21 protein-coding genes are annotated in these 21,535 nt (G+C 66.6%); 13 read left to right on the forward strand and 8 right to left on the reverse strand.

Annotated features, from left to right (window positions below):
• Positions 1–380 precede the first annotated feature (380 nt).
• From ABD767_RS12895 to ABD767_RS12910, 4 genes are all read left to right on the forward strand, one after another.
• Positions 381–2,024, forward strand: coding sequence for a hypothetical protein (locus ABD767_RS12895; protein WP_344869761.1), 1,644 nt, complete (start codon positions 381–383; stop codon positions 2,022–2,024).
• Between the two features lie 84 nt (positions 2,025–2,108).
• Positions 2,109–2,459: a hypothetical protein gene (locus ABD767_RS12900; protein WP_103044111.1), complete on the forward strand. Its 351-nt coding sequence runs from the start codon at positions 2,109–2,111 to the stop codon at positions 2,457–2,459.
• A 176-nt stretch (positions 2,460–2,635) separates the two neighbouring features.
• The gene (locus ABD767_RS12905) at positions 2,636–3,334 is read left to right on the forward strand and encodes a C39 family peptidase (RefSeq protein WP_103044141.1); all 699 of its coding nucleotides are present in this window, start codon (positions 2,636–2,638) and stop codon (positions 3,332–3,334) included.
• Positions 3,335–4,216 carry a hypothetical protein gene (locus tag ABD767_RS12910; protein ID WP_146031441.1) on the forward strand — a complete coding sequence of 294 codons (882 nt, stop codon included), beginning with the start codon at positions 3,335–3,337 and terminating at the stop codon, positions 4,214–4,216.
• A gap of 74 nt (positions 4,217–4,290) precedes the next feature.
• Here ABD767_RS12910 and ABD767_RS12915 read toward each other — a convergent pair whose 3' ends face one another.
• Positions 4,291–5,577 (reverse strand): aminotransferase class I/II-fold pyridoxal phosphate-dependent enzyme, encoded by a 1,287-nt coding sequence (locus ABD767_RS12915; RefSeq protein WP_103044114.1) that lies wholly within the window; start codon positions 5,575–5,577, stop codon positions 4,291–4,293.
• Positions 5,578–5,694: 117 nt separating this feature from the next.
• Positions 5,695–7,674 (reverse strand): U32 family peptidase, encoded by a 1,980-nt coding sequence (locus ABD767_RS12920; RefSeq protein WP_103044115.1) that lies wholly within the window; start codon positions 7,672–7,674, stop codon positions 5,695–5,697.
• 98 nt (positions 7,675–7,772) lie between these two features.
• On the opposite strand from ABD767_RS12920, the gene ABD767_RS12925 reads away from it, so the two are divergent.
• From ABD767_RS12925 to ABD767_RS12935, 3 genes are read left to right on the forward strand one after another with little or no spacing between them, the layout of a single operon-like run.
• Positions 7,773–8,405, forward strand: a complete 633-nt coding sequence (locus ABD767_RS12925; RefSeq protein ID WP_103044142.1) for an FMN-binding negative transcriptional regulator — start codon at positions 7,773–7,775, stop codon at positions 8,403–8,405.
• 53 nt (positions 8,406–8,458) lie between these two features.
• On the forward strand, positions 8,459–9,514 hold the full coding sequence (tadA, locus tag ABD767_RS12930) for a tRNA adenosine(34) deaminase TadA (RefSeq protein ID WP_425549923.1): 1,056 nt from the start codon (positions 8,459–8,461) through the stop codon (positions 9,512–9,514).
• Positions 9,498–10,469, forward strand: a complete 972-nt coding sequence (locus ABD767_RS12935; protein ID WP_103044117.1) for an LD-carboxypeptidase — start codon at positions 9,498–9,500, stop codon at positions 10,467–10,469. The genes tadA and ABD767_RS12935 overlap by 17 nt, the downstream gene beginning before the upstream one ends.
• Before the next feature lie 64 nt (positions 10,470–10,533).
• Here the strand turns inward: ABD767_RS12935 and ABD767_RS12940 are convergent, their stop codons facing one another.
• The 3 genes from ABD767_RS12940 to ABD767_RS12950 are packed head-to-tail and all read right to left on the reverse strand — an operon-like array spanning position 10,534 to position 13,901.
• Positions 10,534–11,367 carry a P-loop NTPase gene (locus ABD767_RS12940; RefSeq protein WP_103044118.1) on the reverse strand — a complete coding sequence of 278 codons (834 nt, stop codon included), beginning with the start codon at positions 11,365–11,367 and terminating at the stop codon, positions 10,534–10,536.
• A gap of 10 nt (positions 11,368–11,377) precedes the next feature.
• On the reverse strand, positions 11,378–12,166 hold the full coding sequence (locus tag ABD767_RS12945) for a GGDEF domain-containing protein (protein ID WP_425549924.1): 789 nt from the start codon (positions 12,164–12,166) through the stop codon (positions 11,378–11,380).
• A gap of 37 nt (positions 12,167–12,203) precedes the next feature.
• On the reverse strand, positions 12,204–13,901 hold the full coding sequence (locus ABD767_RS12950) for a SulP family inorganic anion transporter (RefSeq protein WP_103044120.1): 1,698 nt from the start codon (positions 13,899–13,901) through the stop codon (positions 12,204–12,206).
• A gap of 68 nt (positions 13,902–13,969) precedes the next feature.
• Here ABD767_RS12950 and ABD767_RS12955 point away from each other — a divergent pair, with 68 nt between their 5' ends.
• Positions 13,970–15,199, forward strand: a complete 1,230-nt coding sequence (locus tag ABD767_RS12955; protein ID WP_103044121.1) for a PLP-dependent transferase — start codon at positions 13,970–13,972, stop codon at positions 15,197–15,199.
• A 15-nt stretch (positions 15,200–15,214) separates the two neighbouring features.
• On the opposite strand, the gene ABD767_RS12960 is transcribed toward ABD767_RS12955, so the two are convergent.
• Positions 15,215–15,859, reverse strand: coding sequence for a GDSL-type esterase/lipase family protein (locus ABD767_RS12960; RefSeq protein ID WP_103044122.1), 645 nt, complete (start codon positions 15,857–15,859; stop codon positions 15,215–15,217).
• Between ABD767_RS12960 and ABD767_RS12965 the strand changes: the two genes are divergently transcribed.
• Complete coding sequence (locus ABD767_RS12965) at positions 15,852–16,568, forward strand: ABC transporter ATP-binding protein (RefSeq protein WP_103044143.1); 717 nt, start codon at positions 15,852–15,854, stop codon at positions 16,566–16,568. The two genes, ABD767_RS12960 and ABD767_RS12965, sit on opposite strands and share 8 nt — an antisense overlap.
• 22 nt (positions 16,569–16,590) lie before the next feature.
• Here the strand turns inward: ABD767_RS12965 and sstT are convergent, their stop codons facing one another.
• On the reverse strand, positions 16,591–17,802 hold the full coding sequence (sstT, locus tag ABD767_RS12970) for a serine/threonine transporter SstT (protein WP_103044123.1): 1,212 nt from the start codon (positions 17,800–17,802) through the stop codon (positions 16,591–16,593).
• 233 nt (positions 17,803–18,035) lie between these two features.
• Here sstT and rlmB point away from each other — a divergent pair, with 233 nt between their 5' ends.
• Entirely contained in the window at positions 18,036–18,788 is a 753-nt protein-coding gene (gene rlmB, locus ABD767_RS12975; protein WP_103044124.1) for a 23S rRNA (guanosine(2251)-2'-O)-methyltransferase RlmB, read from the forward strand.
• Positions 18,789–18,944: 156 nt separating this feature from the next.
• Complete coding sequence (locus ABD767_RS12980) at positions 18,945–19,280, forward strand: SMR family transporter (RefSeq protein WP_103044125.1); 336 nt, start codon at positions 18,945–18,947, stop codon at positions 19,278–19,280.
• A gap of 57 nt (positions 19,281–19,337) precedes the next feature.
• On the opposite strand, the gene ABD767_RS12985 is transcribed toward ABD767_RS12980, so the two are convergent.
• Positions 19,338–19,544: a putative motility protein gene (locus tag ABD767_RS12985; RefSeq protein WP_103044126.1), complete on the reverse strand. Its 207-nt coding sequence runs from the start codon at positions 19,542–19,544 to the stop codon at positions 19,338–19,340.
• Between the two features lie 210 nt (positions 19,545–19,754).
• Here ABD767_RS12985 and ABD767_RS12990 point away from each other — a divergent pair, with 210 nt between their 5' ends.
• Positions 19,755–20,966, forward strand: coding sequence for an NnrS family protein (locus ABD767_RS12990; RefSeq protein ID WP_103044127.1), 1,212 nt, complete (start codon positions 19,755–19,757; stop codon positions 20,964–20,966).
• Between the two features lie 123 nt (positions 20,967–21,089).
• Positions 21,090–21,380 carry a DUF2249 domain-containing protein gene (locus ABD767_RS12995; RefSeq protein ID WP_103044128.1) on the forward strand — a complete coding sequence of 97 codons (291 nt, stop codon included), beginning with the start codon at positions 21,090–21,092 and terminating at the stop codon, positions 21,378–21,380.
• Positions 21,381–21,535: the final 155 nt, after the last annotated feature.

Genomic DNA, 21,535 nt, shown 5'->3' on the forward strand with positions numbered 1-21,535 from the left:
TGTTAGTTGTCCATCTTCGGTATCAAATTCAATGTGCGATTTTCATTTGTATACATTTTTAAGTAACAAATACGTGACATCAGGGTTTCCATTTAATTTTTCTCCGAATGAATTGCTTGAAGGCTTCCGATGGACAGGTCGATGTCACAAACATGTGACGAAAGCAAGGGTTTAGCCGTGACTCCTGGGTGGGTTGGTTCGCGTTGCAAGGGGCGGATTGTCAAAAATCCATACCGGACAAGCTGTTGCAGGTTTTGGTTGCTGTTCTGGCATGAAATCTGCTTGGTTTGCAGCGATCTGTGCTCGCATCCGCAAGTGCATATCACTTGTCTTCAACCGGAATTTTTTCTATCTCTGGAGGGTATATGAGAAAAACTCTGATGGCTTCTGCAGTTGCAGTGCTGTTTGGTATGAGCATGAGTGCATTTGCTGTTGATGATCCGGGTCAGGATGTGGCCAGTGCAGGCGATCATTACCATGATTCCTTCAATAGCCAGACGCAAAACAATTCAGATAGCTCGACCAATAATTCGGATAGCTCGCTCAATGCGAATGTTTCCGATAATTTTTCTGGCAACACCAATACGCTGACCGATAATTCGGACAACTCGAGCAGTTCCAATCATACGAACAACATCGACAAATCCGATAATTCCAGTTTTTCCAAATCGGTCAACAATTCCGACAACTCGACGCATGACACGGATGTGAATGCATCCAATACCGTGTCGGGCAATACCTCCAAGTCGGGCAACAACTTTGCGTCGAACAACGACAACTCGAGCAGTTCCAGCTCTTCGACGACGGTTGACAAGTCTGACAACTCGACGCACGACACGGATGTCAACGCATCCAAGAACGTGACGGGGAACACGTCCAAGTCGGGCAACAACTTTGCGTCGAACAACGACAACTCCGACAATTCGAGCAGTTCCAAGACCATTGCGTCGAACAACGACAATTCGGATAATTCGACCTTCTCCAAGATGGTCGATAACTCTGATCATTCCAATAATTCGGACAATTCGAATAATTCGGATAACTCGAGCCGCACCACGTCGGTCGACAAATCGAGCAACGGCAACCATTCGGGCAATGCCATTGCGTCGAACAACGACAACTCCAAAACCGTCTCGGGCAATACCTCGAATTCGGGCAACACCTCGGATTCGAATAACGACAACTCCTCGCACGCCAGCACGGACGTGGATGTGAATGTCGATGCCCACAAGAGCATCGTCAAACAGGACAACAAGGCCATTGGCGATCGCTCGGTGGCGATCAACGGCGGCTCGTCCGGCCAGTTCGACAATGCCTTCAACGTCTCCAAGGCAATTGCCATCAGCTCACTGAGCGGAGCCGTGACCCACAACGCGGTGCGCAATATTGGCAACTACGCCAATAACAATGGTGATACCGCAGGCGGCACCGGCTGGGGCGGCATGGGCGGCCTGGCGACCGGCGGTGTGGCTGGGGCCAATGGCATGGCCGGTGGCGGCGACGGCGGCGACGGCGGCACGGCCGGTGACGGCGGCGCGGCCTCCAACGGCGGCAACGGCAGCGGCGGCGCCAGCGCATCGGCCTCGGCAGGGGCCAGCGGTGCGGCAGGGGCGGGCAGCCAAGGTGTACGCCCGGCGCTCGTCGCCGATGATGGCGGTGACGGCGCGTGCTGCGGCGGAACTGCCACGGCCACCAACAGCGGTGACGCCAGCACCGGCAGTGCCGATAGCGGCCAGGCCAATGCCGGCAACGGCGGCAACGGTGGCAATGCTGGCAATGGTGCCGGCGGCGCGGCAAGCGCCACGGCATCGGCATCTGGCGCCACGGGCGGCGCAGCTGCCGGCGGCTCGGGTGGCGCTGGCGGCGGCAACCGCGTGAATGCCGGCTCGTTCAGCATGGCCAACTCCATGACCAATGTGGGCAACGCAGCAGCTGGCATCACCGTGATCAGCCAGAACAGCGGCATCGCCTCCATGGTGCAGCAGGGTGTGAACGTCCAGGCCAATCTGGCCGTGGGTCGTTGAGTGGCACTGCCTGACTGACTGCTTCCCGCCGGGCATTGCGCCCGGCGGTAGGCGGTTTCCCTGCAACGTAGGAGGAGGTGAACCATGCTCAGCATCGTCCTGCGCAGACCCTGGTTGTACGCACTGGTGCTCTGCGGCGCATGGGCCCAACAAGGCCAGGCGCAGTCGCAAGCCGCACAGGCGGAACCTATTTTTGCAACCCCCGTGGCCAGCGACCAACTGGAGCAGGCGCGCGGTGGGAGTTTTCATGTGGAGAACTCGATGGATCTTTCAGGCGTGACGGCGGGCAACAGCGCGCACAACGTTGCGACCGGAAACAATGCCATCTCTGCCGGAGCGTTTGATCATGCGGCGGGCCTGCCCATCGTGATCCAGAACTCCGGGGCGAACGTTTTGATTCAAAACGGCGTGGTCATCAATCTGCAAATGCAGTGACCGGATGGCCTGCCTGGAGGGCGCATGTGATGTCAAAACGTCTTTCAACCCAATGGATGGCCTGTCCCGATCCGCGCGTCCGCCTCCAGGGGGGCGCGGTGCAGGCAACTGAAACAGGCATGGGACGCATATTCTCCGTTGGGGCTTTTTCCTTTTTCGTGGCGCCGCTGCTGCTCATGTTGGCGGCGCTGCACATGGGTGACGCACGGGCAGACATGCCCCGTCAGTCGCCCGCGTCGCCGTCGGCACGGGTGCCGTTTACGTCGCTGGGCTATGGCACGGTAAACCTGCCCATCACCAGCATGCAGTCGGCCAAGACGGTGAGCACGCTGATCCAGCAGTACGACTTCAGCTGTGGTTCGGCGGCGTTGGCCACGCTGTTGACGTACCACTACAACACCCCCACGACCGAGCAGCAAGTGTTTGAGTGGATGTTTCGCCATGGCGATCAATCCAAGATCCGCAGGGAAGGTTTCTCACTGCTGGACATGAAGCATTACTTGGCGCAGTTGGGCATGCAGGCCGATGGTTTTCAGCTTGATCTGGACAAGCTCAACGAAGCGAAGACGCCGGCCATCGTGCTCATCAACGAAAACGGCTACCAGCATTTCGTCGTCGTCAAGGGGCTGGACAAGGGCAGGGTGCTGCTCGGGGATCCGGCCCAAGGAACGCGTGCGATGTCGCGCGCGACGTTCGAGCAGTCCTGGCCCAGCAAATTGCTGTTTGTGGTGCACAACCGCATGGGCCAGGGTTTTTTCAATTTGGCGCGTGACTGGCATGTGGCCCCGCGCAGCCCGTTGGCGCAGGGCGTGGGCCGCACCAGTGTGTACGACATGGTTACGCCCAAGAACGGAGCCGGCTCAGGAGATTTTTAAATGTCCCGCCTGAACATGATGACTTGCATGGTTGCCGGCGCATTGGCTGGCGCGTTGCCCCTGGCCTGGGCCGTGCAGCCGCCGCCGGCGCGTGGTGCCGATACAGTCGCGAGCGAACAGCTGTGGACGACCGTGGCCGATGCCCAGCTCGACCGCATGCGCGGGGGCTTCAATTTTGGCGGTGGCCTGCTGGTTTCCGTTGGCCTCGAGCGCCTGGTGAACATCAATGGGCAGTTGGTCACGCAAGTGAGCGTGCCCATGGTGCAGCTCAGTCAACTCAATGTTGAACAGCTCAGCCTGATTCGTGATTTTGTTGGCGGCCTCACGGTGATTCAGAACGGACCGGGCAATACCGTGGAGGCGGGGGGCGTGGTGGTGGCCAGTGCACCACCGCCCGCTGCGCTGCCGACACCGCCGACACCGCCGACACCGCCGACACCGCCGACACCGCCGGTGGAGGCGCAGCCTGTCGTGCCTGATGCAGCAACACCCGTGCCGCCCGCAGCGGTGCAGCCGGCGCTGCCTGACGCGACGCCGACCGCCCCGCCGGTGATTGCGCAGCCAGCGCAGCCTGATGCGGTAGTGCCCGCGCCCCCCCCTGCGGTGGCGCAGCCAACAGCGCCTGAGGCACCATCGCCCGCGCCTGTCGTGACCGCACAGGCCACGCCACCGGCGGCGGTGCAACCACAGGCACCGGTGGTCACGCAGGTGCAGGGCACAGGCCCGGGCCTGGTGATTCAGAACACGCTCAATGACCAAATCATTCAACAGCTCACCACCATCAATATCAGCACCAACGCGCTGGCCATGTTCAAGGACGGCAGCTGGCAGCAGCAGCTCAATGACAGCATCCGGGCGTCGATGGGCACGCTGGGTCGTTAAGCGGTACACATAAAAAACAAACCCTGCGCGGCATCAGCCTCGCAGGGGTTTGTTTTTTGGGTTTCACCCGAAGGTTACACGGCGTCCAGCGCGCGGTTCAAATCTTCGAGCAGATCGTCGATGTGCTCGATGCCGATGGACAGGCGCACCATGCCCTCGGTCACGCCGGCCTTGGCCAGTTCATCGGCGTCGAGCTGGCGGTGCGTGGTCGATGCCGGGTGGGTGGCCAGCGACTTGGCGTCGCCAATGTTGACCAGGCGCAAGATGAGCTGCAGCGCGTCGAGAAAGCGCGCGCCGGCGGCGCGGGCGTCGCCGTCGGCGCCGGGCTTGAGGCTGAACGACAGGATGCCCGAGGCGCGCCCACCCATCTGGCGCTGGCAAACGGCGTGGTCGGGGTGGCCGGGCAGGGCGGCGTAGCGCACCCACTCCACCTTGGCGTGGCCTTCGAGGAACTTGGCAATGGCCAGGCTGTTATCGCAGATGCGATCCATGCGCAGCGGCAGGGTTTCAATGCCCTGCAGGGTCAGCCAGGCGTTGAAGGGCGACAGCGCAGCGCCCATATTGCGCAGCGGCACGACGCGTGCGCGGCCGATGTAGGCGGCCGCGCCCAGTGCCTCGGTGTAGACCACGCCGTGGTAGCTCACGTCGGGCTCGTTCAGGCGAGGGAAGCGCTCTTTGTGCTCGACCCAGGGGAACTTGCCGCTGTCGACGATGATGCCGCCGATGCTGTTGCCGTGGCCGTTCATGTACTTGGTCAGCGCGTGCACGACGATGTCGGCGCCATGCTCGATGGGCCGCGTCAGGTAGGGGCTGGGCACGGTGTTGTCGACGATGAGCGGAACGCCGGCGGCGTGCGCCACGTCGGCCAGCGCGCGGATGTCGGTTACGTTGCCCAGCGGGTTGCCCACCGATTCGCAGAACACGGCCTTCGTCTTGGCGTCGATCAGCTTGGCGAAGCCGGCCGGGTCGCGCGGGTCGGCAAAGCGCACCTCGATGCCCTGCTGGGGGAAGGTGTGGGCGAACAGGTTGTAGGTGCCGCCGTACAGCGTGCTGGCCGCAACGATGTTGTCGCCCGCCTGGGCGATGGTCTGGATAGCCGCGGTGATGGCCGCCATGCCCGAGGCCAGCGCCAGCGCGGCGACGCCGCCCTCCATGGCCGCGACGCGCTGCTCCAGCACGTCGGTCGTCGGGTTCATGATGCGCGTGTAGATGTTTCCCGCCACCTTCAGGTCGAACAAATCGGCGCCGTGCTGCGCGCTGTCGAAGGTGTAGGACGTGGTCTGGTACAGCGGCACGGCGGCCGACTTGGTCGTCGGCTCGGCCTTGTAGCCGGCGTGCACTGCCAGGGTTTCAATGCGCATGGTTGTCTCTCCGTGTCGTTTGAAACCTGCCATTGTGGTGCAGTGCAGCAGAGCGCTCAAGCACATTCTGGCTATGAGCTTATGCAGCGCGCCGGCGGTAGCGGCGCCTGCCCGTGTTCAGCCGCGTGGTTTGGCTCGGTAGAAATGCAGGGGCTGCTCGCGCATCTGCCTGTCGTGCTGGTGGATGACGGACTTCTTCATCCTGCCAACCACATGCATCTCGCAGGGCTTGCAGTCGAAGCGCAGGGTCAGCTTTTCCTTGCCGTTGATCAGTTGCAGCGGTTCGGCCTTGACGGTGCCCTTGACGCCGATCACCCCCTTGGCCTGCTTGGGGCACAGGCTCATCGAGAAGCGCACGCAGTGCTTGGTGATCATCAGGCTGACCTCGCCTTCCTCCTCTTTCGACTCGTAGGCTGCGTCAATCACCTTCACGCCGTGCTTCACATAGAAATCGTGCGCCTTGTGGTTGTAGACGTTGGCGAGGTAGGTCAGCGTGTCCTCGGGGAAGGGCGCGGGCGGCTCCACGGGCAGGGCGCGCGGCAGGCGGATGAATCCCTTGGCGCGCGCGTCTTCCAATGCGGCTGCGGCCTCGCGGCGCAGCTGGTTGAGGGCGGAGGCGGGCACGAACCAGGGCTGGGAAAGCTGAAGGGCGATGTCGTGCACGGCAAAGGCCGTGGCGCCGAAGCGGCCCAGCTGCTCGCGCAGCGTGGCCTCGGCCTTCGCGGAGTCGGCGGCTGGCTGATGCTCCTGGGCAATCGTTACCGTGGCCACAAAGCCGTCTTCATCGGTCAGTGTCAGCGCAAAGCCGTTCCCTGTTTCCTTGAATTCGACCCACAGGCCGATGCGCCGCTCGCTGGATTTTTTGTCCAAGGTGCGCACCCAATCCATGTCGCGGTTGCGATTGATCTCCAGGCCCTTGCGCAAGTCCTTGAAGCCGGCGACGTCGTCCTTGGGGAAGATACGCCAGATTCCCTTCTTCGGCGCCACGCATTCGGCGCGGTTGGCGTGCACGCCGACCAGGTTTTTCTGCAAGTCGTAGTAGCACAGCCCGTCGCCGTTGTGCAGCGTCGTCGTCTTGTCGCTCACCTCCAGCTCAATCCATTTGTCGCCCAACTGAGTCACCCAGCCGATGGCGCGGCCCGGGGTCTTGGGCGTGTCGAAGGCGCCGATGTCGTCCTTGCGGCCATTGACGAAGTAGTCGGTGAACTCGCGGTTGAAGTTCTGGTCGGGGTCGGGCGTGAAGCTGAACGTCGTGCGGCCGCTCGATGAACGGGCGAATTCGCCTTCTTCGATGATTTCGTCGAGCAGCTTGCGGTAGTGGGCAGTGATGTTCTTCACGTAGCCCAAATCCTTGTAGCGGCCCTCGATCTTGAAGCTGCGCACGCCCGCGGCGATCAGCGCGCGCAGGTTGTCGCTCTGGTTGTTGTCCTTCATCGACAGCACGTGTTTCTCGTGCGCGATGATCCGGCCCGCGCCGTCCAGCACCTCGTAGGGCAGGCGGCAGGCCTGGTTGCAGTCGCCGCGGTTGGCGCTGCGGCCGGTGTGCGCATGGCTGATGAAGCACTGCCCCGAATAGGCCACGCACAGCGCGCCGTGCACGAAGAATTCGATGGTGGTGCGCGCCGGGTCGGTAGCGGCGCGGATGGAGGCGATTTGCTGTAGGTCGAGCTCGCGCGCGACGACGATCTGCGACAGGCCCGCGTCCTGCAGAAAGCGCGCCTTCTCGGGCGTGCGGATGTCGGTCTGCGTGCTGGCGTGCAGCTGGATGGGTGGCAGATCGAGTTCCAGCAGACCCATGTCCTGGATGATCAGCGCGTCGGCCCCGGCCTCGTACACCTGCCAGGCCATCTTGCGCGCGTCTTCCAGCTCGTCGTCGCGCAAGATGGTGTTGAGCGTGACGAAGATGCGGCTGCGAAAGCGGTGCGCGTGGTCGACCAGCCGCTGCAGGCTGCGCAGGTCATTGCCCGCGGTATGGCGCGCGCCAAAGGCCGGGCCGCCGATGTAGACCGCATCGGCGCCATGGTCGATGGCGGCGATGCCGATGTCGGCGTCGCGTGCGGGAGAGAGCAGTTCGAGCTGGTGGGAGAGCAAAGCCATGGGCGGCGATTATCCCAGGGGGCGCTGGCGTGCCCCGCGCGATCACGGGCGGTGAAAGGGGTACATTTGTCCGCCCCACGGATTTGCGCAAGCCCGCCATGTACCTGCCCCGGCAATTTGAAAGCAATGATGCAGCGCACGCGCTGGCGCTGATGCGCGCCTGCCCGCTGGCCAGCCTGATCAGCACCGACGACGAGGGCTTTCCCTTCGTCACGCCGCTGCCGCTGCATGCACGGCAAGAGCGCGACGGCGGCTTCGCGCTGCTCGGCCATTGCGCCCGCGCCAATCCGCATGGCGGCTACCTGCGTGCGCGGCCGCATGCGTTGGTCACCTTCCAGGGGCCGGGCGCTTATCTGTCGCCCTCCGTCTACCCCGACCTCGCGCGCGTGCCCTCGTGGAACTACCTGACCGTGCAATGCCGCGTGCTGGCAATCCTGGTCGAAGACGAGCAGGAGAAAGACGCCTTGTTGAAGGTGCAGATTGCCGACCACGAGCCCGCCTACGCCCAGCAGTGGCGCGAGCAGAGCGAGAAATTCACCCGCGGCATGCTGGCGGGCATCACCGCGTTTCGCCTGCAGGTGCTGGGCTGGCAGTGCAAGCTCAAGCTCAATCAGCACCGGCCCGAATCGCATGCCGCGCTGCATGCGCACTACCGTGCTGGCACGCCCGAGGAGCAGGCACTGGCCGATTGGATGGAGCGCCTGGGCATCACGGGTCAGCCGGCGCAATGACGGCTGGCTTTCTTGACCTGGCGCCTGGGCTGCTACCGGACGATGAGCGTTGGATGCGCGAGGCCTTGCAGCTGGCGCGTGCGGCGATGCAGGCCGGCGAGGTGCCGGTGGGTGCCGTCGTGGTCAAGGACGGGGCGGTGATTGGCCGTGGTTCCAACGCCCCCGTGGCGCGCCACGACCCGACCGCGCACGCTGAAGTCATTGCGCTGCGCGCCGCGGCGCAGCAACTGGGCAACTACCGGCTGGACGGCTGCACGCTCTACGTGACGCTGGAGCCCTGCACCATGTGCGCCGGCGCCATGCTGCACGCCCGCCTGGCGCGCGTGGTCTATGGCGCTGCCGACCCCAAGACGGGCGTGGCCGGATCGCTGCTCGACCTGTTTGCCCACTCGCGGCTGAACCATCAGACCCGGGTGAGCGCCGGCGTGCTGGCCGGCGAGTGCGGCGCGCTGCTGCACGACTTTTTCCGCGCGCGTCGCGTAGACCGGCGTGCGGCCCATCCGCTGCGCCAGGACGCGCTGCGCACACCCGATGCGGCCTTTGCCCAGTTGCCCGATTGGCCATGGCCGCCGCGCTACGTCAGCGACCTGCCCGCGCTTGCCGGCCTGCGCATGCATTACGTAGACGAGGGCCCGCGCGATGCACCGCTGACCTGGTTGTGCCTGCACGCCAGCCCGGCGTGGAGCTATGCATGGAGGCACATGCTGCCCGTACTGCTGCGGGCGGGTCACCGCGTGGTGGCGCCCGACCTGATCGGCTTTGGCCGCAGCGACAAGCCCAAGAAAGAGGCGGCGCACCGCCTGGACTGGCACCGCCAGGTGCTGGCCGAGCTGGTGCAGCGTCTTGATTTGCACAACATCATCACCCTGGCCCAGCCGGGCGCGGTGCTGCCGGCGCCGGTGGGCAGCGATGTGCCGCTGGTGCAGGTGCTGCAGCGTGCCGTGGACGACAGCTTGCCGTTTCCCGACGCGGGCCATCGCGCCGGGCTGCGCGCCTTTGCCCGGCTGGACATGCCGACGCGTGCTGCCGCATGCTCCTTGCCCGACGCCAGCGCCGCGTCGGCCCGGCGCGCTGTGGAATACTCTGCCCGCTATGCACGACCCTCATGAACACTGCGGCCATGACCACGGCCCCAAGCACATCTACATCTACTCGCCCGCCAGCGCGGTGCGCGACAAGGCCGCGTTCAAGCGCGGCATCGCCCGGCTGAAGGCCCAGGGCCACGAGGTGGAGGTGGACGCCGACGCGCTGACCCGGTACCAGCGTTTTGCGGGCGACGACGCCACGCGGCTGGCTGCCATCCACCGCGCAATGGCCAGCGGTGCCGACGTGGCGCTGATCACGCGCGGCGCCTATGGCTTCACCCGCATCCTGGCGGGCATCGAGTACAAAAAGATTGCCAAGGCCATCGAGGGCGGCATGCGCTTCGTCGGCATGAGCGACTTCACCGCCTTCCAGAGCGCGGTGCTGGCGCGCACCGGCGCCACCACCTGGGCGGGGCCTTCGCTGGAGATCGACTGGGGCGTGGCGGACGAGCCCGACGAGATCATGGCTGCCTGCTTCGACGACCTGCTGACCGGCCACGGCGAGGGCGCGGGCTGGCGCATGAACAAGGAGGCGCCGCGCGCCGACGGCACGCCCGCCGTGCCCGAGGTGTACATCAAGTCCGCAATGCTGTGGGGCGGCAACCTGGCGGTGCTCACCGCGCTGGTGGGCACGCCGTATTTCCCCGAGGTCAAGGGCGGCATCCTGTTCCTGGAAGACGTTGGCGAGCACCCCTACCGCATCGAGCGCATGCTGACCCAACTGCTGCACGCCGGCGTGCTGGCGTGGCAGAAGGCCGTGGTGCTGGGTCAGTTCACCCAGTACAAGCTGGCCGCGCACGACAAGGGCTTCAAGCTGCAAAGCGTGATCGACTGGCTGCGCACGCAGATCAAGGCCCCCGTGCTGACCAACCTGCCGTTCGGCCATGTGCCAACCAAGGTGCTGCTGCCCGTGGGCACGCAGGTGTCGCTGTCGGTCGAGGGGCGCGATGCGCTGCTGTACTGGGGCCACGCGCACTGAAACGCCGCACCCCAAAAGAAGCGGGCCGGCAATGCCGGCCCGTGTTTTTTAGACGGCTCCAGCCTCAGGCCGCGGGTGTGAGCAGCGTGGATTCGACCTTGCCCGCCAGCTGCGCAATCGCCAGCGCCGCGGGGCAGCCGGGCATTTGCTGCAGCAGCAGCTGGCGGCGCATCACCGCGTCGCGCACCGAGGGGTCGGCCGGAATGTCGCCCATGTGGATCAGCCGCACCGGCTTGCCCGATTCGGTAGTGACGAAGCGGTCGAGCACCTGCTGCAGCTGGCTGGTGATGGCGCGGCCGTCGCCGGCGCGCGCGGTCTGGTTGACCACCATGCGCACGTGCTGGCGTTTTTGCTGCGACGACAGCACCTTGATCGCGGCGTAGGCGTCGGTCAGCGACGTGGGCTCGGGCGTGGCGACGATCAGCACCTCGGGGGCCATCGAGATCGAGAACAGCACGACGTCGGAGATGCCCGCGCCGGTGTCCAGGATCACCACGTCGTAGCGCGGCGCCAGCGTGTGGATGACGTTGAGGAACTCGCTGCGCACCTCGGGCGTGAGGCGCGAGTACTCGATCATTCCCGAGCCGGCCAGGATGACGGAAAAGCCCCCCGGCGCCGGGATGACCGCGTCGTCCAGCTGCGCCTTGCCGGTGAAGACGTCGTGCAGCGTGATCTTGGGATGCAGGTTCAGCACCACGTCCAGGTTGGCCAGGCCCAGGTCGGCGTCCAGCACCAGCACGCGGTGGCCGCGGCGCGTCAGCGCCGCCGCCAGGTTGGCCGAGACAAAGGTCTTGCCGACACCGCCCTTGCCGCTGGTGATCGCGATGATGTGGGCGGCAGGCGTGTCGGTGGGCATGGGAGAGCGAGGGGGGGCGAAAGTGGTCAGCGCGTCGTTCATGGCCTGGGTTTCAGTGGGCAGCGCTGCCTGTGCTGTGTTCGGGCGCAGGGGAAAGGGTTTTGGCGTCCGCATCATTGTAGAAGCAGCCCGTCAGCATGCCGAGCAATTCGTCCTTTTCCTCGGCGCTCACCGTGCTGTCGGGCTGCTCCTCGATGGAGACGCAGTTGCGGCCGCTGTCCTTGGCGATGTACAGCTGGGTGTCGGCGCGCTCTATCCACAGCTGCGCGGTGCTGCGTATCCACTGCATCGTGAACGCGCCGCCAATGCTGATCGTCACGTGCACGCTCTGGTGGGGCGAGAGGGCGATGGGCGTGGATTCGATGGCGCGGCGCACGCGCTCGGCCACCACCTTGCCAAAGCCGAACTGGCAGGCGGGCAGGATGATGGCGAACTCCTCGCCGCCGTAGCGCGCCACGGTGTCCATCGGGCGCAGGCAGGACTGCAGCGTGCGAGCCACCGACTGCAGCACCTGGTCGCCCGCATGATGGCCATGGCTGTCGTTGATGCGCTTGAAATGGTCGATGTCCAGCATCAGCAGCAGCGCCGCCTCGCCCGAGCGGGAGACGCGGTCGATCTCGCCGTCCAGCGCCTGGCGCATGTAGCGCCGGTTGGGCAGGCCGGTCAGCGGATCGGTCAGCGAGAGATCGCATAGGCCGTCGATCAGGCATTGCAGGTACTGCGTGCCGGCGCCGCCGCCGACGGGCAGCGTCATGTGCGGCTGCCCGACGAGCGCCAGTGCCGTGTCCAGCTGCAGCTCGTTGAGATCGACGAAAGTGGAGGGTGGGGCCGTCTTGTTCACGCAAGGCAACGCAAAAGTGTGGGCGCGAGTGTAGCAGTCAGGGCGCGTAGCGGGCCGTTTGCGCCGGCTCGCCGTCGGCCAGCTGGTGCAGCGCCGCGACGGCCTGGCCGTCGGTGCGGTAGGTGGCCAGGTTGGGGCCATGCACCAGGGCGCCGGCGCCTTCGAGCACGCGCAGCACCGGCAGCTTGAGCGCGCTGATGTGCAGCGTGCCGCCCAGTGCCTGCACCTGGGCGCGCAGCCGCATGAAGGCCTCGACGCCGGTTACGTCCACGCGGTTGATGCCGCCGGCGAACAGGCACAGGTGGCGCAGCTGCGGGTGCGCGGCCAGTTCGTCGGCCACGCGCTGCTCCAGCGCGTTGGCCGAGGCGAAGTCGAGCTCGGCGTCCATGCGCAGCGCCAGCACGCCCGGCGCAAGCGCTGGCAGCTGCCACAGGTGGCGGTCGCGCAGGCTGCCGTCGGCGTGCATGCCCACCTCGATGATGCGCGGGTGCAGGCGCTGGTACAGAAAGTGGCTCAGATTCATCAGCAGGCCGACCAGCACGCCCCAGTACAGGCGCGGCGCGGTCGCCAGCGTCAGCGCGAACGTGGCCAGGCCGATCACGGTCTCCACGCGCGAGATGGGCCACAGCCCCAGCATGGTGCGCGGGCGGATCAGCCCGGTGATGGCGATCACGACGACCGCGGCCAGCACCGACCGCGGCACGTGGTAGAGCAGCGGCATCAGCCACAGCAGGCTGGCCAGCACCACGACCAGCGTGAACAGCGTGGACCAGCCGCTTTGCGCGCCGGCGTACAGGTTCAGCGCCGAGCGCGAGAATGACGCGCTGGTCGGGAACGCGCCACTCAGGCCCGAGCTCATCTTGGCCAGGCCGTGGGCGATCAAGTCCTGGTTCTGGTTCCAGCGCGTACCCGCCTGCTGGTGGTCGACCTTGGCGCTGGAGGCGGTCTCCAGAAAGCTCACCAGCGTGATGACCAGCACCGGCATGACCAGCTCGGACAGTTGCTCCCAGCCCGGCCAGCCGGGCAGGTACAGCGCAGGCAGCCCCGTGGGCAGGTGGCCGATCACGGCGCCGCCGCGGTCGGCAAAACCCGTGGCCCAGCTGGCCAGTGATGCCAGCGCGATGAGCACCATGGCCGTGGGAAAGTTCTTGCGCCAGCGTTTGCCGGCGACCAGCATCGCCAGACTGGCCAGGCCAAAGGCCATTGCGCCCAGGTCGAAGTGGTAAATCGACGGAGTGGACAGCACCGCCCCCCAGCTCGATCGCAGGCCCAGCAGGTCGGGCAGCTGCGACAGCAGGATCAGGATGGCCGCCGCCTGCGTGAAGCCCCCCAGCACCGGCGAGGTGACCAGCTGCAGCAGCCAGCCGAAGCGAAACGCGCCCAGCAGCATCTGCAGCAGGCCCGACAGCAGTGCCAGCCACACCGCCAGTGCCACCCACTGGGCGCTGGCGGGGGCGGCCAGGCCGGCCAGCGAGGTGCCCACCAGCAGGCTGGACAGCGCGGTGGGGCCCACGCCCAGGCGCGTCGACGAGCTCCACAGCACCGCGACCAGCGCCGGTAGCAGGGAGGCGTAAATACCGGTCACCAGCGGCATGCCCGCCAGCTGGGCGTAGGCCACGCCCTGGGGCACGAGCATCAGCCCGACGGTGAGGCCGGCCCAGAACTCGCCCTTGAGAAGCGATGCGGTGGGGCGCGGCCAGGAGAGAAACGGAAAGAGACGGTACAACGTGGACATGGTGGCGCCGATTGTCAGCGATCCGTGCGGGCGCCGTCCGCCGTGCAGCGGCGCATTACCATTGCCCCATGACCGATACCACCGCACCGCAACCAGCCACCCGCCTGATTCACCACCCCTACCAGCCGCCAGCGGGCTTTGACGCGCCGCAGCCGGCGGTGCACAAGGCGTCGACCGTGTATTTTCCCAACGTTGCCGCGATGCGCACGCGCGAATGGAAGGACAAGACCGGCTACACCTACGGCCTGCACGGAACGCCCACGACCTACATGCTGGAGGAGCGCATCAGCACGCTGGAGGGCGGCCTGCAGACGCTGCTGGCGCCCAGCGGCCTGGCGGCAATCGCCACCGTGGCGCTGTCGCTGCTGCGCCAGGGCGACGAGGTGCTGCTGCCCGACAACGCCTACGGTCCCAACAAGGCGCTGGCCGAGGCGGAGCTGGCGCACTACGGCATCACCCACCGCGTCTACGACCCGATGGATGTGCAGGACCTGGCCGCCAAGATCGGCCCGGCGACGCGCCTGGTGTGGCTGGAGGCCGCCGGATCGGTGACCATGGAGTTTCCCGACCTGATCGCCCAGGCGCGGCTGTGCCGCGAGCGCGGCGTGGCCAGCGTGCTGGACAACACCTGGGGCGCAGGCCTGGCGTTCGCGCCGTTCGACCTGCTGGGCGACGGCAGCCTGGGCGTCGACGTCTCGGTGCACGCGCTGACCAAATACCCCAGCGGCGGCGGCGACGTGCTGATGGGCGCGATCACCACGCGCGATCAGGCGCTGCACCTCAGGCTCAAGCTCACCCACATGCGCCTGGGCCTGGGCGTGGGCGCCAACGACGCCGAGGCCGTGCTGCGCGCGCTGCCCAGCATGGCGCTGCGCTACCACGCGCAGGACGACGCGGCGCGTGCGCTGGCACGCTGGCTGGGCGCGCAGCCGCAAGTGGTGCAGGTGCTGCACCCGGCGCTCGCTGGCGCGCCCGGCCACGACCACTGGCAGGCGCTGTGCGGCGGCGCGCGCGGTGGGCAGGGCGCGGCCGCCGGCATCTTCAGCGTGATGTTTGACGCGCGCTACAGCCAGCAGCAGGTCGACGTGTTCTGCGACGCGTTGCGGCTGTTTCGCCTGGGCTACAGCTGGGGCGGGCCGGTCAGCCTGGTCATGCCTTACGAGTTGGGCTCGATGCGCGAAGGTGCCACGCCGCAGCTGCAGCCGGGGCACATCGTGCGCTTTTGCATCGGGCTGGAGGACGTGCGGGATCTGCAGGCCGATCTGGCGCGGGCGCTGGCCCAGGCGTTTGCAGGCTGAAGCGGCGCTGCGCGCTCAGCGCAGCAGCGGCGCCAGGTGCGGCCAGACGTTGTCCAGCATGCGCGGCTGGGCCTGGATGCTCGGGTGGATGCGGTCGGGCTGGAACAGCGCGGTGGGATCTGCTGCATCGGCCACGCCTGCCAGCAGAAATGGCACCAGCGCCGCACCCTGCGCCTGCGCCACCTCCTTGAACAGCGCGGCAAAGCGGCGCGCGTAGTCGGCGCCGTAGTTGGGCGGCACCTGCATGCCCACCAGCAGCACCTGCGCACCGGCTGCACGGCAGGCCTGGGCCATGGCGGTCAGATTGTCCTCGGTGCTCTTGAGCGGCAGGCCGCGCAGCGCGTCGTTGCCGCCCAGCTCCAGCACCACCAGCGTGGGTTTGTGGCGCGCCAGCAGTGCGGGCAGGCGCGCGCGCCCGCCCGAGGTGGTGTCGCCGCTGATGCTGGCGTTGACCAGCGTGGCCTGCGGCGCCTCCCGCTCCAGGCGCTCGTGCAGCAACTGCACCCAGCCGCTGCCGCGCGGCAAGCCGTATTCGGCGCTCATCGAGTCGCCGACGACCAGGATGGTGGCGGGTTTGGCCGCGGCAGCGGCGCGTGCCAGGGGATAGGCCAGTGCCAGCGCCGCGGCCGCGATACAGTCACGCCGTCGCCATATGTGCATTCCAATTCCTTTGTCCATGATTGATTCCCAGGATCTGATCGAAGTCGACCATTTGTACAAGTCCGTTGCCGACTCGACTGGGCAGCTCGACATTCTGCGGGATATCGACTTTCGCGTTGCTGCGCGCGAGACCGTGGCCATCGTCGGCGCGTCGGGCTCGGGCAAGAGCACGCTGCTGTCGCTGATTGCCGGGCTGGACACGCCCACGCGCGGCACGGTGCGGCTGCAGGGGCAGGACTTGTTCGCTCTGGACGAGGACGTACGCGCCGCGCTGCGTGCGCAGAAGATGGGTTTCGTGTTCCAGAGCTTTCAGCTGATGCCGCACCTGAGCGCGCTGGAGAACGTGATGCTGCCGCTGGAGCTGGCCGGACGGCGCGACGCACGCACCCGGGCGGCGGCGATGCTCGAACGCGTGGGCCTGGGCGCGCGCCTCAAGCACCTGCCCAAGGTGCTGTCGGGCGGCGAGCAGCAGCGCGTGGCGCTGGCGCGCGCCTTCGTCGTCGAGCCGGCGCTGCTGCTGGCCGACGAGCCCACCGGCAGCCTGGATCACGCCACCGGTCAGACCATCGTCGAGCTGATGTTCGCGCTCAACCAGGAGCGCGCGACCACGTTGATCCTGGTCACGCACGACCGGGACATCGCCCGGCGCTGCGGACGCACGATAACGATCGAGGCCGGGTGCATTGCGCAGCCGCTGGCCGCCGCCTGAGGGCGTCGCCGGCTGCGCTACGTCAGCCCTTGTCCTGCGCCATGCAGGCGGTGGCGGTGAACAGTACGTCGGTAGACGAATTCAGCGCGGTCTCGGTCGAGTCCTGCAGCACGCCGATGATGAAGCCCACGCCGACGACCTGCATGGCCACGTCGTTGTCGATGCCGAACAGGCTGCACGCCAGCGGAATGAGCAGCAGCGAGCCGCCGGCCACGCCCGAGGCGCCGCAGGCGCACACCGATGCGACGATGCACAGCAGCAGTGCGGAGGGCAGATCCACCGTGATGCCCAGCGTGTGCGCCGCCGCCAGCGACAGCACGCTGATGGTGATGGCCGCGCCGGCCATGTTGATCGTCGCGCCCAGCGGAATCGCGACGCTGTAGGTCTCCTCCTCCAGCCCCAGGCGCTGGCACAGCGCCAGGTTGATCGGGATGTTGGCCGCCGAGCTGCGCGTGAAGAACGCGGTGATGCCGCTCTCGCGCAGGCACAGCAGCACCAGCGGGTAGGGGTTGCGGCGCAGCACCGCAAAGACGATCAGCGGGTTGACCACCAGCGCGACGAACACCATGCAGCCCAGCAGCACCGCCAGCAGGTGGGCGTAGCCCCACAGCGCCTGGGCGCCGGCCTCGGCAAACGTGGCGGCCACCAGGCCCAGAATGCCCAGCGGCGCGCAGCGGATCACCCACAGAATGACCTGGGTGACCGCGTGCGAGGCGTCCTGCAGCGCCGCGCGCGTGGTGGCGTTGGCGTGACGCAGCGCCACGCCCAGCGCCACTGCCCAGGCAAGAATGCCGATGTAGTTGGCCTCCATCAGCGAGCGCACCGGGTTGGCGACGATGTTGTTGACCACGTTGAGCAGCACCTCGGAGACCGCGCCCGGCGGCGTGCCGCTGGTGGCCGGCGCCTGCAGTACCAGCGTGCTGGGAAACCAGGTGCTGGCGACCACGCCCACCAATGCCGCGGCCACGGTGCCGGCGACGTACAGCAGCAGCACCGGGCGGATGGCGGTGGCCTCGCCCGGGCGGTGGTTGCTGATGGCGGCCATCACCAGCACGAAGACCAGCACCGGTGCAATGGCCTTGAGCGCAGCGATGAAGACGTTGCCCAGAAACGCCACGGAAGGCGTGGCGGCGGGCCAGACGATGGCCAGCGCAACGCCGACGAGCAGGCCGATCACGATTTGCGTGACCAGGCTGGTGCGCTGCACCCAGCGCATCAAGGGAGACAGAATCATGGCAGGAGGCGGTTGTGTGCAGGGGTGGTGCGCCGCCTCGCCGGTTTGCGCGGCGGTGCCAGGCCTTGGGCGGGTAGCCCGCGTCCTACCCGCTGCAGCGGGAGAAAACCGCGCATTCTAAGGCGCGCGCAGGCGCTGCGCTGCCTGTCCGTATGGGCGCAAGTGTCTTGCGCCGCGCCCGGGCTTGCGCGGTTGTCGCTGCGCGGCCCCTGCGCAGCCCGGATAATGCCGCCATGTCCGCCCCTACCAAAGTCCTATTCGGTTTTCACGCCGTTGGCGTGCGCCTGAAGACCGCGCCGCAGTCCGTCGTCGAAATCTATGTCGACCCCACGCGCCGCGACGCGCGCATGCGCCAGTTCGTGCAGCGCGCCAAAGAGGTGGGCGTGCGCCTGATCGAGGCCGACGGCCTGCGCATTGCCAAGCTCGCCGGCAGCCACGGCCACCAGGGCGTGGCCGCGCGCGTGCAGCCGGTGGCGCAGCAGCATTCGCTGGACGCGCTGCTGGAGCAACTGGAGGCGGACGGCGTGGCAAACCCCTTGTTGCTGGTGCTCGACGGTGTGACCGATCCGCACAACCTGGGCGCCTGCCTGCGCGTGGCCGACGGAGCGGGCGCGCATGCGGTGATCGCGCCCAAGGATCACGCGGTGGGCATCAACGCCACCGTGGCCAAGGTGGCCAGCGGCGCGGCCGAGACCGTGCCGTACTTCATGGTGACCAACCTGGCGCGCACGCTCGGCGAACTCAAGGAGCGCGGCATCTGGGTCATCGGCACCAGCGGTGACGCAGAACAGAACCTGTACCAGGCCGACCTGAAGGGGCCGGTTGCGCTGGTTCTGGGCGCAGAGGGGCCGGGCATGCGCCAGCTCACGCGCAAGACCTGCGATGCGCTGGTGAGCATCCCGATGCAGGGCGCGGTCGAGAGCCTGAACGTGTCGGTGGCAAGCGCCGTCTGCCTGTACGAGGCGCGGCGCCAGCGCGGCGCGTGATTCCGAAAGCGTCGTTGCGCCAGTTGGCTCCGGTGGCCGGCCGCGAAGAAGGGCGTGCTATGAGACTGATTTGTTATGCAAAGGCCGGCGCCGAGCGCGTGGGCCAGCTATCTATTCTCAACCTCTGAAGCGAGCGCGGTACAAGAAAGACCCACCATGCATCCACTCGTCATGCTCGGCATTTCCATCGCGGCCGAGGTGATCGCCACCTCGGCGCTCAAGTCCTCGGCCGGGTTCACCCGCCTGTGGCCCAGCCTGCTGGCCGTGGCCGGCTATTGCCTGGCGTTCTTTCTGGTCGCACGGGTGATGAACCACATGTCCACCGGTGTCGTCTACGCCATCTGGTCGGGCCTGGGCATCGTGCTGATCTCGGTCGTCGGCTGGCTGCTGTATGGCCAGCGGCTCGATGGGCCGGCCATCGCCGGCATGGCGATGATCGTCGGCGGCGTGCTCGTCATTCAGCTGTTCTCAAGCGCCGGCGCCGCGCATTGAGGCAGGGTGTGCGCGGCACGCAGCCGCGCCTGGGCAGGGCTGGCGCCCCGCGCCACGTCAGGCGTAGGTGTTGACCTGCGTGCCCAGCGCGCCTTCGGTGGCCAGCGCTGGCTGGGGCAGCAGCGTTTCGATCAGCGTGGTCGCCGTGGCCGCGTTCACGTCCATGGCTTTCTTGAGCACGGCCACGCCGACTGCATCGGCAGTGGCGTGCTGGTTCATGGCGGCGGAGGTGCGGACGATCGATTGGGTGAGGGCGGTATCCATGGTGATTGAAAAATGACGACAGCCTCCAAGGTATCGGCGGCAACGGCCGGAACTTGAACCGGGCCGCGTACCCAGGGCAAGTCACTGTCGCGCCTGATTGGCCGGGTTGGATGGTTTAAGATTCATATAAAATGAATGTTATAGGTCGCACGCCCAACGGTGCGCGGCATGTCGGCTCCACGATCCTGGAGCATTCACCTCTCACAGGCCATGTCACAACCCCTACCGCCCGCATCACCGCTGTCTCCACCCGCATCCGTGGCACCCGCGCTCAAAGGCATGGCCTTGCTGCGACTGGGGTTTCGCCCGTTCTACCTGCTCAGCGCGCTGCTGGCCTGCGTGTCGGTACCGCTGTGGATCGGCGTGTTCATCGGCCACGTGCCATGGGATCTGGAACTGCCTGCGCTGTACTGGCACGCGCATGAGATGTTGTTCGGCTTTGCCGCGGGCGTGATCGCCGGCTTTCTGCTGACCGCGGTGCGCGCCTGGACCGGGCGCGACACCGCGCGCGGGCCGCTGCTGGGCACGCTGGCGCTGCTGTGGCTGGCGGCGCGCGTGGCCTTCTTCGTCGCGCCGTATCCGGTGTTCGCCGCGCTGGACGTGGTGCTGCTGCCGGCGGTGGCGGTCATCCTGCTGCGGGTGCTGATCCAGGCGGGCAACAAGCGCAACCTGCCGCTGATCGGCATCTTGCTATTGATGAGCGCGGCCAACCTGGTGTTTCACCTGTCGGCCATGGGCGCGATCACGGTACCGGTCATGGCTTCGCTGTACGCCGAGCTGGCGCTGATCCTGATGGTCATCAGCGTGATGACAGGGCGCGTCGTGCCCATGTTCACCAAGAACGTCACGCCCGGCCTGGTGATCACGATCCCGCGCAAGTTCGACCTGACGCTGCTGGCCGTGACCGCGGTGGCGCTGGCGCTGTGGGTGGTCTCCGCACCGGCCATGCTGACGCTGGTGGCCTGTCTGCTGGCCGCGGCGCTGCACGCGGTGCGCCTGTACCAATGGCACCCGCAGGTCACGCTGACGCGGCCCATTCTCTGGGTGTTGCACCTGTCCTATCTGTGGATGCCCCTCGGCTTCGTGCTGCTGGCCATGGCGCAGCTGGGCTGGGTCAGCGACTCGATCGCGGTGCACGCCTTTGCCGTGGGTGTCATCGGCGGGCTGATCATCGGCATGATCACGCGCACCGCGCGCGGCCACACCGGCCGTCCGCTGAAGGCTTCCAAGGGCGAGGCGATCGCCTATGCGCTGGTGTTGATTGCCGCCGTGCTGCGCACCATCGTGCCGGCGATCGAGCCGCAGTACTACCTGCGCTGCCTGGAGGTGGCGGCCGCGCTGTGGGCCGTGGGGTTTGCCATCTACCTGGTGATCTACACGCCGTGGCTGACGCGCACGCGCCTGGATGGCAAGGACGGCTGAAGCGCGGCGGCTCCGGCCCCGTGTTCCGGCCCTGAATTTCTTGTTTTCCCCATGAGGGCGCCATCAGTCGTGGCCGCGCCCGTTTTCAACACTTATCCCCGCCCCCTGTCGCAAGGAATCTCGATGAGCACTGCAGCCATCTCTGAAATCGACGTGCGCACCATCGCACCGTATGAGCGCCACGCCCAGATCTTCGGCCGCCTGGACACTTTGAACGCCGGCGAGGCCCTGGTGATTGCCAATGACCACGACCCGGTGCCGCTGCGCTACCAGCTGGAGTCGCGCGCGCCGGGCCAGTACCAGTGGGCTTATCTGCAGTCCGGCCCCGGCCTGTGGCGCGTACAGATCAGCCGGCTGGAGACCGTCGGCGCCGAAGACGAAGATTCCTGTTGCTCGGGCGGTGCCTGCTGCTGAGTGCCTGCGGCGCCCGATGGAAAGAGGGCGCCTCCTGCTTGAAACCCTCTTGACCGCCCGGAATGCGTGATCGCACCGGGCGGCCTGCTTTGTGAAGCGCAAAAAAGCCCGTGTCTCGCGACACGGGCTTTTGCACGGATGGCAGCAGTCCAGGT

The organism is Comamonas faecalis (assembly GCF_039538025.1).
GTDB classification, from domain to species: Bacteria; Pseudomonadota; Gammaproteobacteria; order Burkholderiales; family Burkholderiaceae_C; genus Comamonas_C; species Comamonas_C faecalis.

What these genes read in the sequence shown, in the direction of transcription:
- ABD767_RS12895 (WP_344869761.1), top strand. Translation starts at nt 381, where the DNA reads ATGGCTTCTGCAGTTGCAGTGCTGTTTGGTATGAGCATGAGTGCATTT.
- ABD767_RS12900 (WP_103044111.1), top strand. Translation starts at nt 2,109, where the DNA reads ATGCTCAGCATCGTCCTGCGCAGACCCTGGTTGTACGCACTGGTGCTC.
- ABD767_RS12905 (WP_103044141.1), top strand. Translation starts at nt 2,636, where the DNA reads ATGTTGGCGGCGCTGCACATGGGTGACGCACGGGCAGACATGCCCCGT.
- ABD767_RS12910 (WP_146031441.1), top strand. Translation starts at nt 3,335, where the DNA reads ATGTCCCGCCTGAACATGATGACTTGCATGGTTGCCGGCGCATTGGCT.
- ABD767_RS12915 (WP_103044114.1), bottom strand. Translation starts at nt 5,577, where the DNA reads ATGCGCATTGAAACCCTGGCAGTGCACGCCGGCTACAAGGCCGAGCCG.
- ABD767_RS12920 (WP_103044115.1), bottom strand. Translation starts at nt 7,674, where the DNA reads ATGGCTTTGCTCTCCCACCAGCTCGAACTGCTCTCTCCCGCACGCGAC.
- ABD767_RS12925 (WP_103044142.1), top strand. Translation starts at nt 7,773, where the DNA reads ATGTACCTGCCCCGGCAATTTGAAAGCAATGATGCAGCGCACGCGCTG.
- tadA (WP_425549923.1), top strand. Translation starts at nt 8,459, where the DNA reads ATGCGCGAGGCCTTGCAGCTGGCGCGTGCGGCGATGCAGGCCGGCGAG.
- ABD767_RS12935 (WP_103044117.1), top strand. Translation starts at nt 9,498, where the DNA reads ATGCACGACCCTCATGAACACTGCGGCCATGACCACGGCCCCAAGCAC.
- ABD767_RS12940 (WP_103044118.1), bottom strand. Translation starts at nt 11,367, where the DNA reads ATGAACGACGCGCTGACCACTTTCGCCCCCCCTCGCTCTCCCATGCCC.
- ABD767_RS12950 (WP_103044120.1), bottom strand. Translation starts at nt 13,901, where the DNA reads ATGTCCACGTTGTACCGTCTCTTTCCGTTTCTCTCCTGGCCGCGCCCC.
- ABD767_RS12955 (WP_103044121.1), top strand. Translation starts at nt 13,970, where the DNA reads ATGACCGATACCACCGCACCGCAACCAGCCACCCGCCTGATTCACCAC.
- ABD767_RS12965 (WP_103044143.1), top strand. Translation starts at nt 15,852, where the DNA reads ATGTGCATTCCAATTCCTTTGTCCATGATTGATTCCCAGGATCTGATC.
- ABD767_RS12960 (WP_103044122.1), bottom strand. Translation starts at nt 15,859, where the DNA reads ATGCACATATGGCGACGGCGTGACTGTATCGCGGCCGCGGCGCTGGCA.
- sstT (WP_103044123.1), bottom strand. Translation starts at nt 17,802, where the DNA reads ATGATTCTGTCTCCCTTGATGCGCTGGGTGCAGCGCACCAGCCTGGTC.
- rlmB (WP_103044124.1), top strand. Translation starts at nt 18,036, where the DNA reads ATGTCCGCCCCTACCAAAGTCCTATTCGGTTTTCACGCCGTTGGCGTG.
- ABD767_RS12980 (WP_103044125.1), top strand. Translation starts at nt 18,945, where the DNA reads ATGCATCCACTCGTCATGCTCGGCATTTCCATCGCGGCCGAGGTGATC.
- ABD767_RS12985 (WP_103044126.1), bottom strand. Translation starts at nt 19,544, where the DNA reads ATGGATACCGCCCTCACCCAATCGATCGTCCGCACCTCCGCCGCCATG.
- ABD767_RS12990 (WP_103044127.1), top strand. Translation starts at nt 19,755, where the DNA reads ATGTCACAACCCCTACCGCCCGCATCACCGCTGTCTCCACCCGCATCC.
- ABD767_RS12995 (WP_103044128.1), top strand. Translation starts at nt 21,090, where the DNA reads ATGAGCACTGCAGCCATCTCTGAAATCGACGTGCGCACCATCGCACCG.